The sequence below is a fragment of the Allobosea sp. 10L417 genome, assembly GCF_056395485.1.
Genome location: NZ_JBFTJP010000025.1, coordinates 1 through 14,473, shown reverse-complemented (window position 1 = coordinate 14,473; position 14,473 = coordinate 1). Strand labels below are relative to the sequence as shown.

Sequence of the window (14,473 nt, the reverse complement as noted above, 5' to 3'; positions counted from 1 at the left end):
GGATTGCCCCTGCGAGACCAACACATCGACCTGGCGTAGCTTCGCGACGATCTCTTCGGGCTTGTGGCGCTTCTTCGGCATCTCGGTCCTCCTGTCTGCCAAAAGACATACTTCAGGGTGGACCAATTCAACGGGGGTGGATCACTTTCGACACGCCCGACTCCAGAGCAGTTGGCATACGCCGAGAAGGAGATTGGCTTCGGGTTCAAGCGCGCCGCGCAACTGCCGCCCGACGCGAAACCGATCAATCAGGATCTCACGAGCGGTGCAATTCCGGCTGCGAACCAGGCGGTCGCGAACAGCCCTGCCCCGGATCAGCCGACGCCCCCTCCGCGCCGCTTTACCATCACGGACTGATGCCATGTCTATCGAATCCGATTTCCAAGTTATCGACCTGCTCCGATCGTCTCTTTCCGAGCCACAGCGCCGCCTGCTTGACGTGCGGGAGCGCCTGAAAGGCCGGTACATCCAGACGGATTGGGACGATGATCTCCGTGCCAAGTTCGACACGCTTCTCAGATCTGTCCTCTCGCGCAGAATCGTGGCGGGAGTGCCTCATCCTGAAGCGCGGCTTGAAGCTAGATGCCTCGTGGTGACCGGCGAGGCGGGAACTGGCAAGACGGAATCTCTTGACCGGCTTTTCCGGACGCATCCGGTTCTTCAATCCCGGGGAGAGCAACGCTCTCCCCTCATTCGCGTGACCGTGCCGGCTCCCTGCACGTTAAAGACGCTCGGGCGAGAGCTGTTGAGAGCACCTGGCTACCCGCTGTCCCGAGAGCTGGCGGACCACATCATTTGGGCTCGTATCCATGAGCTCCTGCCTGCTGCCGGCGTTCTACTCATCCATCTCGACGAAATGCATAATCTGACCGACGGCGCAAACTCGCTCCAGTTGGACAACATCCGCAAGGCCCTCAAGGGCCTCATGGTCTCACCTGACTGGCCGGTTGGGCTAATCATCTCCGGTTTGCCCGGTCTCGTCCCTGAGATGCGACGCGTCGACGAGATCCGCAGACGTGGCCAATTCGTCTCGGTCCCTCTGCTGCAATTGCCCCGCGATTTGGAGATGATTGAAGGCCTCATCCTTGGCTTGGCCGAAGTTGCGAACGTCGAAATTAGCAACGGACAGCCGACGAAGATCGCCCCTCGCCTCATCCATGCCGCGCTTTACCGCCTAGGCGTCGCCATCGAACTCATCCACGAGGCGATCGAACATGCCCTTGCGGAGAAAAAGCCTCTGGGGACAGAGCAGTTCGCGACCGCCTTCACCGATCGAACTGGATGCGCCTCGCCGATGAACCCTTTCATCGCGCCGGGTTGGGCAGAACTCGATTGCGCGCTCGTGCTGACCGATGAGCCTCCGGTCGACCCGGAGTGGCAGCCCTTGTCCAAAGCCCGCCGCGGACGCGGCAGCAAGAAAGGCGGCCGGTCATGACATCTCTGTATCCGACGCTGAAGCCGCGAACGGGCGAGTCTCCGGCGAGCCTTGTTTCGCGTCTCGCGCTGCTCCATCGGTCGCAGAGTGTCCGCGTCTTCTCCCTCGACATGGGCTTTCAGCAGCAGGAAATAGTCAACGGCGACCCAGGAGCACTGGCGCGCCTAGCCCATCTCGTTGATGAAACTCCTGCCGTGATCTCACGATGGGCGATCATCCGCCATGAGGGCCACTACGAGTATCGCGGCCAGACCTTCTCCAGATCATCCCTTCGACGTGCGCGCCAAATGGCCTGCCCACGCTGCCTGGCGGAAGATCTCGAGGCCGGCCCCTCCTGGAACGTGAGCGCACGAGCCGACTGGCTTTTTCAGCACTCGCGCATCTGCATGGTTCACCACGTGGAGCTCGTGTGCGTTGCTCATACCGACGATCCCTCACTGGTCCACGACTTCGCGCGAAGCGCGGCTATGGCGATCCCTCGCATGGCGCAACTGGCCGCCGAGGCCATTGAACGCGAACCGACCCGCCTTGAGCACTACGTGCAGCATAGGCTGGAAGGGCGGGCCGGGAGCCCGTGGCTCGACGCCCTGCCCTGCTATGTTGCGATTAGGACCTGTGAAGTCGTCGGCGCAGTCGTCCAGAGGGGGCGAAACGTCTCGCTGAAAGAACTGAGCGACGAGGACTGGCGCAGCGCCGGAGAAGTCGGATTTGACCTGGCGGGCGGCGGACCCAAGCGCGTCAGGGAGCTTCTGCATGATCTCTGGACGGCGCACGTCGATTCGCATGAGCACAGTGCAGGGCCGCAAGCATGGTTCGGTCGGCTCTTCAAATGGCTGTATTCGCTTCGGGAAGACCCGAATTACGACTGCATTCGCGACCTCATCATCGAGTTCGTTGCGGATACGGCCCCCGTAAGCCCTGAGGATCTGCTTTTTGGCAAGCAGATCGTGACGGAGCGGCGCCTCCATTCGGTCTCCACGGCAAGCAGCACCACGGGGCTTCACCGTAAGCGCCTGCGTCGCGTGCTTCGCGCGTCCGGCCTCCTGAGCGGCGCGTCCGATCACCTCACGGATAACGTGACAACGTTCTCGTCCGAGGCGGCTGCGCCGATCTTCGACAAACTTCAGAACGCACTTACTCAGAAACAGGTCGAGACCACGCTAAACTCTGGTCGCGTGCACACGAAACTGCTGGTTGATCATGGCTTCATTCGGCCAATGGAAGGCCATGACCGGCTTGAGCTTGGCGATCAGTGCTACGACCGTCGCGAGCTCGACGAATTTAAGATGCGGCTATTCACCAACGTCGTTTGGGTCAAAGAACCAGAGTGGCCCCAGATGACGATCGCCGCTGCCGCGAAACGTACCTGCTGCTCAGCAATGGAGATTGTAAGACTAATCCTGGACCGCCGGCTCCGTTGGGTCGGTTCATGGCCCGCCACGACCGGTTTCCCGTCTCTGTTGGTCGATGTCACCGAGGTGAAAAGACTCATACGCAGTGAAGACAGCGATCATCTTACGATGGGCCAAGCGGCAGACATGCTCGGCACAACAGATCGGGTTCTGAGCGCACTCGTCGAGAGTAAGGTGCTATCGAGCGAGAGGCGCATAAGTCCCAAAAATCGTTGCCCCTACATCGCCGTCCCTCGAAAAGCCGCCGAAGCGTTCAAGGCACAGTTCACATCACTCCATGAACTCGCGCGCGGCCGCTCCAAGCACATGCCGATCCTGAAACGAGAATTGGCGTCGAGGGGCATCGAACCGGCTTTGACGCATAAACAGGTCATGGCTTCGTTCTATCGGCGGTCTGAAATTCCTCCAGATCTCTAGGTTCCCGCCCCTTTCGGCTGAGAAGAGCCTGGCCCTTTGGCCGGGCTTTTTTTTGCTTTGACGCGGTCCGTACGCACAATTATGCGGAAGTACTATCCCTCAATTTGCGGAACTTAACCTGCAGAAGTCTCTCGTCGCAGTTGAATGATTTCAAGATCTTATGTCATTGCCTGCGGAAACATTATGCCTGCCTCCTCAAAGTGATGAAAATCGGGGCATAGTGCTGCCGCGATTGTCGGTCGAGTTCCGCAATCTGCCTCTGGACGCCCGGCCCGAGCCGGGCGTCCCATTTGATTCTAAGGCATCCCGATCATAGCTTGCTGCCAAGGTTGCTGCTTCCCGTCGGCAGCCCGTTTTGCCGGTGCTGGACCCTTGGCGGTCCAATTCCTCCAGCCCCTCCCCAATTAGGTGAGGCGTGACGCCGCACGTGAGCAGGCCTCCGCAGAGCGGGAAGGTCCGTATTGGGCAGGACCGGACTTACCAAATTGGCGCAACGAACGAGCGGCCGAAGCCTTAGGAGTCGCCTTCCAGCTTCGAAGAGTGATCGGACCGCGCGTTCGGTCATGGCCTCGCCGCGGAGGTCAGGTTCAGCGAGCATGAAGCGTGTGGTGCGATCTCATGCTCGCGTGGTCAGCGTCGACAGCTGATCGGTGTCGTAGCGATCCCGGAGATCAGCCAACGCCGCGGGATCGGGTGCGCCTCGCGCGGCGAGTTTCGCGAGCTCCTCGAAATAATGCTCATGTCCGGGCGGTGAAACCGTCATCAGCACGCGTGCCGGCTCCTCGCTCACGTTCGTGATGTTGTGCGGCACACCCGGTGGCAGGAACAGGAAGGTCCCGGGGCGAGCGCGGACGATCTCGTCGCCGACATGCCACTCACACTCGCCTTCCAGGACATAGAAGGTCTCCTCCTGGACGCGGTGGACATGCAGCCCGGTGGCGAACCCTGCCGGGATCGTCCACTCGAACATGCTCGTGTGCTTGGTATTCTGGTCTGTGACGAGGAACGCCATAGGGTGGCCGCGCAGCGAGACGCCATGGGTCTGCCCGGGCATGCGGATGACGGGAGTGGCACTCATCTGATCCTCCACCGGCTAGAGTTGCCTCCGCCGCATCCTGTCCTCGCCCTGCCGGCAAGTCGCGAAACCCTTCCGAAATTGTTGCGAAAAATTCGCAGCTAGCTCCATCTTGGACCATGGCGAAGACCTTCGCATTCGGCCCTTACCGCCTCGAAGCCGGAACCGGAGTCCTGTTCCGCGGCGCCGAGCCGGTTGGGCTCGGCCGGCGAGCGGTGGAGCTGCTCACGCTTTTGGTGGAACGCAACGGCCGGCCGGTCGCGAAGGAAGCCCTGTTCGAGGCAGCCTGGCCGGCGCAAGCAATTCAAGACAGCAATCTCACGGTTCAGATCGCCGCGATACGGCGCGTCCTTGATCAGCAGGTCGGCGGCGCTGGCTGGATCGAAACGCTGCCCAGGCGCGGCTATCGCTATGTCGGGCCGGCCGTCGCCATCGACGACCCCGATCCGGCGCCCCCCGCATCGGCGCGGCTGACTTTGCCGGACGGGCCCTCGATCGCGGTGTTGCCCTTCATCAATCTGAACGACGATCCGGAGCAGGACCACGTCGCCGACGGGATGGTCGACGACATCGTCACCGGCCTCGCCCGCATCAAGGGGCTGTTCGTCATCGCACGCCCTTCGACGACTATCTACAAGGGGCGCACGCTCGACCCGAAGCAGGTCGGCCGCGAACTCGGCGTGCGCTATGTGCTCGAAGGCAGCCTGCGCAAGTCCGGTAGCCATGTCCGCGTCAGCGTCCAGATGATCGATGCCTCGACCGGCGCTCATGTCTGGGGCGATCGCTACGACTGCAATTCCGAGGACATCTTTACGCTTCAGGACGAGATCGCCTTGTCGGCTGTCGGGGCGATCGCACCAAGTGTCCGCCGCGCCGAGATCGATCGGGTGAAACGCAAGCGGCCAGATAGCCTTGATGCTTATGATCTCGTGCTACGGGCTCAGCCTGACGTCGATTCCGGTATGCCGGGCCAAGTGACGCGGGCTCTCGGGCTGCTCGAACGAGCCATCGTGCTCGATCCCAATTATGCGCTGGCATACGGCAACGCCGCGATGTGCCACCACTGCCTCTTCCTGCGCGCCGGCTGGCAGGAAGCCAGCCGCGAAGCCTCGATCCGCCATGCCCGCCTCGCACTGATCCATGGCCAGGACGATGCCGCAGCGCTGACCCTTGCCGGGTTTTCTATCGGCATGGATGGTCATGACCGAGGCGCCGCTTTGACCGCTTTCGAAGCCGCGCTCGCGATCAGCCCGTCATCGGCGCTGACCTATATTCTCGGCAGCGTCATGTTCGGTTGGGGTGGAGAAGCGGAGCGCGCAATCGCCTGGAGCGAGCAGGGCATGCGTCTCAGTCCGTTCGATCCCTGGGCCTTCGCGGCTTTCGATGCGCAGGCGATGAGCCATCTGCTGCGTGGCCGCTATGACGAGGCCTGCCATGCAGCTCACAGGTCCGTGCAGGCCAATCCTGCGCATAGCATCACCTATGTGCAGTTGGCAGCCGCACTGGCGAAGCTCGGGCGCCTTGAAGAGGCACAGCGCGCCGCGGCCCGCGTACTCGAACTCCATCCGGCATTTCGCTTCGGCCGCCAATTCGCCGGGGTGAACTGCGCTCCCGCGCTTGCCGACGTGCTGGGCGACGCCCTGCGCCTGGCAGGGCTGCCTGAGTAGCCACTTGTTCTATTCCGCTTCTGCCCCCTGCCAGATGCCTCCTCTCGGTAGCACGCAGGACTTACAAACGTTTGGTTTCGGGTAGGAAGCCAATGTCCGGAACTGGCGCTAGCCCGCTGTCGCCAATGGAAATTTCCCACCACCCTAACCGCGCCTTGGTCAGTTGAAGCGTGGATATCTACTCCCTGCTGAAGTCAGTACCTGAGGATGTAACTCCGTCCCATCTTGCCGTCATGCGTTCAAGATCCAATCCCGGAACGCTGTGATCTTGGACTGCTGCTGGCGGTTGTCCGGACAGACGAGATAGTAGGCAAACTCCTCCATTCGAGCGGGCGGAAACAACTGGATCAAACGCCGGTCGCGCAGTTCATCTTCGACCAGGGCAGCCGGAAGCAGTCCCGCGCCTTGGCCGGCGAGCACCGCTTTTAGCAAGAGGCCGCTGTCATCGAAGGAGGGGCCACGCGTAGTCGTCCTCTCCGCAACGCCGTGCGTGTCAAACCACAGACTCCAGCCCTTTCGTTCGGCATCGTGAACCTGCGGCCAACGCACGAGATCTGATGGCCGGTTCGGACGGCCGGCTCGGTCGATGAGGTCGGGGGTCGCCACGGCGATCATCTCGACCGTGACGACGCGGTCGCTGCGAAGTCCGGGATATCCGCCCATCCCATGGCGGATCGCGACATCCACGTCCGAGCGAGAAAAATCCACCAGTGCATTGCTGGTGACGATCTGCAGATCGATGCCGGGCTGCGCCGTTCGAAAGGATGACAATCGCGGCACCAGCCATGCCGACGCAAAAAAAGGCGTGGCGCTGAGGGTGAGCAGCCCAGAATCCAGCTGGGCCGCGATCCGCTCGGATGCACCGGCGATCTGGCGGAACGCATTTCGTATCGATGGCAGATAATCGCGGCCCGCGTCAGTCAGAAAAATCCCTCGCGTCACCCGCTCAAAGAGCTTCACGCCGAGATTTTCCTCCAGAACCCTGATCATCTGGCTGACGGCCCCCGGCGTCACGCACAATTCCTCCGCGGCCAGTTTGATCGAGAGGTGGCGGGCAGCGGCCTCGAACGCCTTCAGCGCGTTAAGGGGAGGTAATCGGCTTGGCATGAGTTAGAAAATCTGAGTCATCAGGGTTAAGTCTTCTGGTTTGTCCAAGGAGAGAAGAGAGGATAATTCGTGCTGATATCAAGCGTCAATGCTGCAAGCAAGCCACCAAGAATCGCATAAATTCTAAATCATAGCTTGTCGCGCCCGAAAGTGCGTGACCGCTGGAGAGGTTGGATCGGATGTCTTTCAACGTGGAGTTCTGTGGTCTCACAGAGGTCGGAGCGCTTATCGCTCGCCGCGCCATCGCCTCTAAGGCTGTCACCGAGGCGCTCCTTTCGCGCATTCGGCGTCTGGATGGTGAATTGCGGGCTTATGCACGCGTCCTGGACGAGGGCGCCCTCCGCCAGGCGGAGATTGCCGACCGCGAGATCGAGGCGGGAATCCACCGGGGCCCACTCCATGGCGTTCCCATAGCCGTAAAGGACCTTTGCTGGATCAGGGGCGTCGCAACGGCGGCCGGTACCGTGGTCCATAAGGACTATGTGCCGGCACGCGATGCGACCGTCGTGCGAAAGCTCATCGACGCAGGGGCAGTCCTGATCGGCAAGACCCAGCTTACCGAGGGGGCGTATTCCGACTACCACCCATCGATTCCGCCGGTGCAAAACCCATGGAACGGCGACTATTGGGCGGGCATCTCCTCCAGCGGATCAGCGGTCGCGACCGCCGCCGGCCTGTGCTTCGGCGCGATCGCGTCCGACACGGGCGGGTCGATCCGCTGGCCCTCGGCCGCCAACGGCGTCAGCGGCCTGAAGCCGACCTGGGCGCGCGTCAGCCGTTATGGGTCATTCGACCTCGCCCCCTCGCTCGACCATATCGGCCCGATTGCCCGGAACGTGATCGACGTCGCGGCGATCCTCAATGTCATTGCCGGACATGACCTCGATGACCCCACGACGAGCGTTCGTCCTGTTCCCGACTACTTGGCCGACGCAAGCGCGAATATAGTCGGCATGCGTATCGGCATCGACCGACGCTGGAATTCCGAAGACGTTGACGATGGGACGCAGGCTGCACTGACCGAAGCTTGCGCGATATTCTCGAACCTGGGCGCCGAGATCGTCGAAGTGTCATTTCCCGATGTCCGCCAGATCGTGGCGGACTGGACGCCGAACTGCGCGGTTGAAGCGGCAGTTGCCCATCAAGCGCCCTATGCCCTCCATAAGGAACAGTATGGCGCCATCCTATCGTCCGTCATCGAGAACGGAATGGCCGTTTCGGGGATGGCCTATCAGGAAATCCTTCTTCGCCGCGCGGCATTCCGTGGCCAGGTCGAGGCCCTGCTATCATCGGTCGACGCCATCCTGACGCCCGTCCATCCTTTCGCGCCGCTCACGCTGAAGACGATCGCAACCCTTGGCGAGCAGCCGGAGCTGATCGCCAAGCTGCAACGCTACACCAGCCCCTTCAACATGAGCGGCCATCCAACGCTGGCCTTCCCCGGGAGCGCCTCGGTGGAAGGCATGCCCATCGGCCTGCAATTGATCGCCGCCGAGTTCGATGAAAGCGCGCTTCTTGCTCTCGGCGCAGCGTTTCAGGGCGCAACGTCCTGGCATCGTCGTCAACCGGGCCTCAGTGGCCCGCCGCGATCCTAAGGTCTTGGGAGCGGCCCGCATATCGCACGCCGAGACGGCTCGGCCCGCCAACAGAGGATAATCATGAACCTTGAAAGGCCATCGACGATTTTCTACGGCTGGCTTGTGGTCGCCGCAGCCTTCGTCATAACCTTCGTCGGCTTCGGGAGCGCGTACACATTCAGCTCGTTCCTAGACTCGCTCCAGCACGAGTTCGCGGCATCGCGCGGCTCGGTGTCGGCGGTTTTTTCGCTGGCCGGATTTATGTACTTCGCGCTCGGCATCGTTTCCGCGCCGCTCGCGGATCGACTCGGCGTGAAGGCGCTTTCCGCAATCGGAATGACGCTAGTCGGCCTCGGCCTCATTCTGGCCGGACAGGCCCAAACCATTCTCCAGGTCTATGCGGCCTATAGCATCGGTATCGGCGTCGGCGTCGGCTGTGCCTATGTTCCCACACTTGGCGCTGTGCAACGCTGGTTCGTCGAGCGCCGTGGTCTCGCATCCGGGTTGGCGGTCAGCGGCATTGGCGTCGGGACGCTCGTGATGCCGCCGTTCGCGCTTTGGCTGATCGCGGACATCGGCTGGCGCAACGCCTACACCACGCTCGGCGTCCTCGCGATCGTGGTCGGCCTGGCGGCGGCGTTCGTCATGGAGGACGAGCCTGGCCGCCGCGGCCTGCAGCCCGACGGCATCACACGTACCATCGTCGTTGGCTCCCTGCAGGCGGGCAATGATACGCCCGTGGGCCAAGCAATCCGGACGCGACGATTTGCGGGGCTCTATCTTGCGTCGTTCCTGAGCGCGCTTGGTGTCTTCGTACCGTTCGTGCATCTCGCGCCCTACGCGGTCGACCATGGTGTTCCCGCTTCGGCGGCAGTCTGGCTGCTTGGTGCCATCGGCATCGGCAGCACGATCGGCCGCTTCTTCCTCGGCGGCATCGCGGACAGGATGGGCCGCGAGAGCTTCCTGATCGCCATGTATATCGGCATGGCCGCCTCACTTCCGACCTGGATCCTTGGTGGCTCCTTGAGCCAGCTCATACTGTTCGCGTTGATCTTCGGTCTCTTCTACGGAGGGTGGGTCGCGATTTTGCCAGCAGTGGTCGCCGATCTGTTCGGTGCGCGTCATGCCGGCCGCATCATCGGGGTGCTCTATTCGAGCGTTGCCCTAGGCACGCTCGTTGGCCCAGGCGCGGCAGGCTTCATCTACGATCGCAGCCATAGCTACGTCATACCCATTGCCGTCAGCGCTGTCGCAAACGCCGGTGCCGCTGCCGTCATGTTTCTGGCGGCACGTCGAGCCTCCGCTGGCAGGGTGAGCAGATGAGCCAATCCATCCCACCCGATTGAGCTGCGGTGGAATTCGGTCGCCTTGGCCGCACCTCCGAACACTCCTTCGCAGCCTAACGCAGCGTATTTGGTGACCCGGAGCGCGCGCCCTTGAAGGGCGTCGCTGTACGCGAACAGGTTCGGTTCCTGGTGACGTTCCAAAATCTCCTAATGGCGCCACCCCGGCAAGCGCGCCGACTATGGTCGACGGCATAAGATCTTGTCGATCGCCTTCCCTCGGGCGAGTTCATCGATGAGCTTGTCCAAGTAGCGGATTTCCCGCATCACTGGCTCGGCGATTTCCTCGACGCGGACACCGCAGACAATTCCCCTTATGCTGAGGCGCGCGGGATTGAGTGCCGGCGCCTGGGCGAGAAAGGTCTCATAGTCCGAGTTTTTCGTCAGCTGGGAGGCAAGTGCCTCTTGGCCGTAGCCGGTCAGCCAGTGGATGATCTGGTCGACCTCCACCTTCGTGCGCCCCTTCCTCTCCGCCTTGGCGACCAGAAGAGGATAAATCTTGGCAAAGCTCATTCTGTAGATGCGGTGCTGCGTCATCACTTGCGCTTTCTCGGCGCTGCTCGTGGCGTTTCCCGGTGTCCATCTTCATATCGCGACCCTGCCGGGTGTTTGAGCCGCCCGGCCCAGGTAAGAGTTGCGTCGGCCATGGTCACGAGATGATCGGCCGCTGAAGAACCAGAAATTCGCTTGCGGGGTTTCAGATCGTGATCGCCATCCTCCAGCCAGAGGATGTCGATCAGCGGCGAAAGATTATAGCTCAAGACCTCCTCGCGGCTGCCAAACTCGTCCCGCGTTCCTTGCACGATGAGGGTGGGAGTCTTCAGATCGACAAGGTGGCCGGTGCGCGATTGCTCCGGCTTGCCGGGCGGATGGAAGGATAACCGAGGCAAAGAAGGCCACGAATCCGTCCACTCTCTAACAACGTGTCCGCGACCATGCTCGCGACGCGCCCGCCCATCGAGTTGCCACGATAACAAGCTCTCCCTGCCTGCCGAGCGCGTCGACGGCAGCGATATATCGCGGGTTTAGCTTTCAGCGCGGGCCGACGGCATGCACCCAACTGCGGTCCGCCGCGCCGCCATATAGTCGAACTCAAAGCGGGCAACGCGAAAGCCCTCTCCGGCTAAGGCATTTGCGGACGCCGTCATTGATCGCGAGCCCATCGGAGCTCCGGCCCCATGCGCCAGGAGGATCGTCACGTCGGCCTGGTGGGCCGTCGAAAAGAAACATTGCGCTGTCCCACTGGGCCGCTGTCAGCCGCAAACTTACCGCAGCAGATCTCCCGCGTCGAAGCCTTCCCAATGAGCAGTGGCGGCGACTCCTTCGGCACTGTTCGGCTTGCGGCCGGGCCCGTGCCTGCTCTCTCAGGTCAGTGCCGGCTCTTCGGTCGCGTTTGACCACCAGTGTCCACTGTTGGCGCACGCCTTTGAAAACGATCGTCTCCATGCTCAGCTTAAAGCTCGGCGACAATCCACCTTTTAAAGGCGACCATGGCGCCGGTTTCGGTCCGTGACCTCAGCCGCGTCATCCAGTAGGCCCCGGTAACGATACCGACGTCGAGTGGCTGTACAATACGACCGGAAGAGATATCACGCGAGAACATCGCGGCGGGGACCAGCGCAACACCGAGACCTTGCGCTGCCGCTTCGACCAGGGCCAGCGAGTTATCGAAAATCCAGCCTCGCGCGACCGGCGGGGTCAGTCCCGCGGTAAGAAACCAGAGCGGCCATTCGTCCTGGCGGTATGAGCGCAGGAGATGCTGCGCCAGCAGGTCAGCCGGAGTGCGGACTGACATCGCGAGGCCAGGGCTGCAGACCGGAGCGAGCGGGGCTTGCATTAGCTCGACCGCCTCTGTGCCGTGCCAGGCACCGTCACCGAACCGAATGAACAGATCGAGGCCGTCGAGGAGCGTGTCGGCACGGTTGTTGTTTGTCTTGATCCGCACCTCGATCTGCGGGTGCCGGGCGTTGAAGTCCTGCAGGCGCGGCAGAAGCCACCCGAGGGCGAAGCTGCTGACCACGCCGATCGTGAGAATCTCGGCCGTGCCGCCGGTACACAGCTGGTGCACCTTGTCGCTGACCCGCCGTAGCGCATCCGTCAGTACCGGGAGCAGCGCGTGGGCCTCCTCGGTCAGAGCGATGCCACGCGGCAAGCGCTCGAACAGTGTGAAGCCGAGATCTTTCTCAAGCAGCTTGATCTGATGGCTTATTGCGGTCTGGCCGACGCGCAGCTCCATCCCGGCCTTGGTCAGGCTACCGAGCCGCGCCGATGCCTCAAAGGCGCGCAAGGCGTTCAGCGGCAATCTCGAAACATCCATCCAGAAGCCCCAATTTTATTCATATCAAATCTGAGCAACGATCATTTGGCTAGGGCCATGCGGCCTCGCTACCTCTGCGCCTCCCTCTGGAGAAACGCACATGACAACTCGCACCATTGATTCCCTTGCGGCGGATCGGCGTTCGTTCTTGATCGGAGCTGGCGCCGCTCTAGTCGGCGTCGGGCATGCCGCAGCCGCACCTGGGGCTAGTCTCGATCTTCGGTCTCTGGAAGCGCGCCATGGAGGCCGCCTCGGGCTTTTCGCCACGCGGGAGAGCCAGCGGGTCAGCTGGCGCTCAACCGAGCGCTTCGCTTTCTGTTCGACATTCAAACTGTTTCTCGCAGCCTATGTGATGCAGACTGTGCAGCAGGGGCGCGATCGGCTCGACCGAGCCGTCCCGATCACAGCCGCCGACATGGTGCCGCATGGGCCAGTTACGCAGCCGGCGATCGGCAGAACGCTCACGCTGGAAGAGCTGTGCAAGGCGACAGTCGAGGTTAGTGACAACCCGGCGGCAAATATTCTGATCCGCGAAATGGGCGGACTCGCTGCTTTCCAGCAGTGGTATCGTAGCATTGACGACCAGCTCACGCGCGTTGATCGACTGGAAATAGACCTAAACAGCGCTTTGCCCGGCGACATGCGCGATACCACGACGGCCGAGCAATATGTGGCCAACCTCGACCGCGTCTTGCGCGGCAACTTGCTTTCAGCGGCGCACCTGCAGTTGCTTACGCGTTGGATCACCGAGACCCCCACCGGGGCAGGCCGGATCAAGGCCGGCGTCCCCGCCGGCTACACCGTCGGCCACAAGACCGGCACGGGCGCGCGGGGGACGCACAACAATATCGGCATCATTTGGCCGCCAAGCGGACCATCGATCCTGATCTGCGTGTTCTTCACGGGCGCACAAAACGCAACACCGGGCGCCATTGATGCCGTCGTAGCGGATGCGACGCGTCAAGCCATGAAGGCATTCGGGCTTCCATCTCGCTAGGGGAGCCGGTCGTCAGCATTCGCCGATATTTTCCGTGGCAAACTGCAACCACTGTGGTCGGCGTGACGGCTGTCGGTGGATGATAGCGCATGATGGGTGCGAGTCGAACGTGATCCACGATGATGCCCGCGCATGGATCACGCTGCGACAACCGCTATAATTGGAGGTACCACCGATGCCTAATGGCTTTCACGCCTCAGATCGCGACCGGAAGCCCGTGCCAGACGCGAATGGTTCCTCGCGGAGATTGATCCCGCCGCAGAATAGCTGGGTTGATTTTAACTAAAGGAGGAAAGGGCCCTGCGCGCAGAGTTGCACGGGAACGCTGACCGGCATGGCGGGACAGCAGCTTCTCCATCCTAGGCGTATCGCGCCGGACTTACCAGGAAGCCAGACGCTGATGCATTTCCCTGATACCAACACATTCGCTCGTCAGATCCACTTGCATGCGGCCAAGGCGGATGGGCCCTATGTGATGGCGCTCGACGGACGCAGCGGCGTGGGCAAGTCCACTCTGGCAGCCCTGCTAGCAGAGAACGTGGGAGCGGCACTCATTGAGGGTGACGACTTCTTTGCCGGCGGCACTGGGTTGCGATCAGATTCCCCTGCCATACGCGCTGCCGACTGTATCGACTGGCCCCGCCAGCGCGCGGTGCTGGACGCCTTGCGGCAGGGTCGCGCTGCCAGTTGGCGCGCGTTCGACTGGGAAGCTTTTGACGGCAGGTTGCAGTCAAGCGTGTCTGAGCTTTCACCGCGATCCGTCGTTATCCTCGAGGGCGTCTATTCGGCTCGACCGGCTACGACTCCGCGGACCGAACGGCGCCAGAGACGAGTTCCACCTCGCCGCAGCAGCCCAGAACCTCAGGAAGCTCGCGAAGCTTCTACCAAACGGACCTCAGATGAGGGCCGCGTGAGGACGAACGCGCCCGCCCGCAAAATCGCAGCTGTTGATAGCCTCCCTCGCAGGCCGACTTTTTCAACATGGGGTAACGGTCTGGCTGCTCTTCTTCGGAGGCCGATAGGATTGTCTCCGCTGCAACAGAGGAGATCGATCATGGAATACTTTGCTGGGCTGGACGTCTCGATGGAGGAGACGCACATCTGCCTCGTCTCGTCGATCGCGACG

11 protein-coding genes and 1 pseudogene are annotated in these 14,473 nt (G+C 62.0%); 7 read left to right on the top strand and 5 right to left on the bottom strand.

The genetic code is table 11. The features are described 5' to 3' along the window. Positions 1-171: 171 nt before the first annotated feature. Genes AC1DE3_RS27925 through AC1DE3_RS27915 form a run of 3 tightly spaced genes read left to right on the top strand, consistent with a single transcriptional unit; the run spans position 172 to position 3,264 of the window. Positions 172-357, top strand: coding sequence for a hypothetical protein (locus tag AC1DE3_RS27925; protein ID WP_476852967.1), 186 nt, complete (start codon positions 172-174; stop codon positions 355-357). A 4-nt stretch (positions 358-361) separates the two neighbouring features. Then, positions 362-1,435 (top strand): ATP-binding protein, encoded by a 1,074-nt coding sequence (locus AC1DE3_RS27920; RefSeq protein ID WP_476852966.1) that lies wholly within the window; start codon positions 362-364, stop codon positions 1,433-1,435. Further along, positions 1,432-3,264, top strand: a complete 1,833-nt coding sequence (locus AC1DE3_RS27915) for a TniQ family protein (protein WP_476852965.1) — start codon at positions 1,432-1,434, stop codon at positions 3,262-3,264. The genes AC1DE3_RS27920 and AC1DE3_RS27915 overlap by 4 nt, the downstream gene beginning before the upstream one ends. A 616-nt stretch (positions 3,265-3,880) precedes the next feature. Here the strand turns inward: AC1DE3_RS27915 and AC1DE3_RS27910 are convergent. After that, positions 3,881-4,342 (bottom strand): cupin domain-containing protein, encoded by a 462-nt coding sequence (locus AC1DE3_RS27910; protein WP_476797906.1) that lies wholly within the window; start codon positions 4,340-4,342, stop codon positions 3,881-3,883. A 116-nt stretch (positions 4,343-4,458) separates the two neighbouring features. On the opposite strand from AC1DE3_RS27910, the gene AC1DE3_RS27905 reads away from it, so the two are divergent. Then, positions 4,459-6,006: a winged helix-turn-helix domain-containing tetratricopeptide repeat protein gene (locus AC1DE3_RS27905; RefSeq protein WP_476797905.1), complete on the top strand. Its 1,548-nt coding sequence runs from the start codon at positions 4,459-4,461 to the stop codon at positions 6,004-6,006. A 231-nt stretch (positions 6,007-6,237) separates the two neighbouring features. Here AC1DE3_RS27905 and gcvA read toward each other — a convergent pair whose 3' ends face one another. Then, a complete protein-coding gene (gene gcvA / locus AC1DE3_RS27900) occupies positions 6,238-7,113 on the bottom strand; it encodes a transcriptional regulator GcvA (protein ID WP_476797904.1) in 876 nt (291 codons plus the stop codon). 179 nt (positions 7,114-7,292) lie between these two features. On the opposite strand from gcvA, the gene AC1DE3_RS27895 reads away from it, so the two are divergent. Together AC1DE3_RS27895 and AC1DE3_RS27890 are read left to right on the top strand one after the other, a co-directional pair. Then, positions 7,293-8,708 (top strand): amidase, encoded by a 1,416-nt coding sequence (locus AC1DE3_RS27895; RefSeq protein ID WP_476797903.1) that lies wholly within the window; start codon positions 7,293-7,295, stop codon positions 8,706-8,708. 63 nt (positions 8,709-8,771) lie between these two features. Then, positions 8,772-10,013 (top strand): MFS transporter, encoded by a 1,242-nt coding sequence (locus AC1DE3_RS27890; RefSeq protein WP_476797902.1) that lies wholly within the window; start codon positions 8,772-8,774, stop codon positions 10,011-10,013. Between the two features lie 200 nt (positions 10,014-10,213). Here AC1DE3_RS27890 and AC1DE3_RS27885 read toward each other — a convergent pair whose 3' ends face one another. From AC1DE3_RS27885 to AC1DE3_RS27875, 3 genes and pseudogenes are all read right to left on the bottom strand, one after another. Beyond that, positions 10,214-10,570, bottom strand: coding sequence for a DUF2200 domain-containing protein (locus AC1DE3_RS27885; protein ID WP_476797901.1), 357 nt, complete (start codon positions 10,568-10,570; stop codon positions 10,214-10,216). Beyond that, positions 10,570-11,263 (bottom strand): annotated as a pseudogene (locus AC1DE3_RS27880) (alpha/beta hydrolase family protein). The gene AC1DE3_RS27885 and the pseudogene AC1DE3_RS27880 overlap by 1 nt, the downstream one beginning before the upstream one ends. 223 nt (positions 11,264-11,486) lie before the next feature. Further along, on the bottom strand, positions 11,487-12,350 hold the full coding sequence (locus AC1DE3_RS27875; RefSeq protein WP_476797900.1) for a LysR family transcriptional regulator: 864 nt from the start codon (positions 12,348-12,350) through the stop codon (positions 11,487-11,489). Positions 12,351-12,450: 100 nt separating this feature from the next. Between AC1DE3_RS27875 and bla the strand changes: the two genes are divergently transcribed. Beyond that, positions 12,451-13,347, top strand: coding sequence for a class A beta-lactamase (bla, locus tag AC1DE3_RS27870; protein ID WP_476797899.1), 897 nt, complete (start codon positions 12,451-12,453; stop codon positions 13,345-13,347). Positions 13,348-14,473: the final 1,126 nt, after the last annotated feature.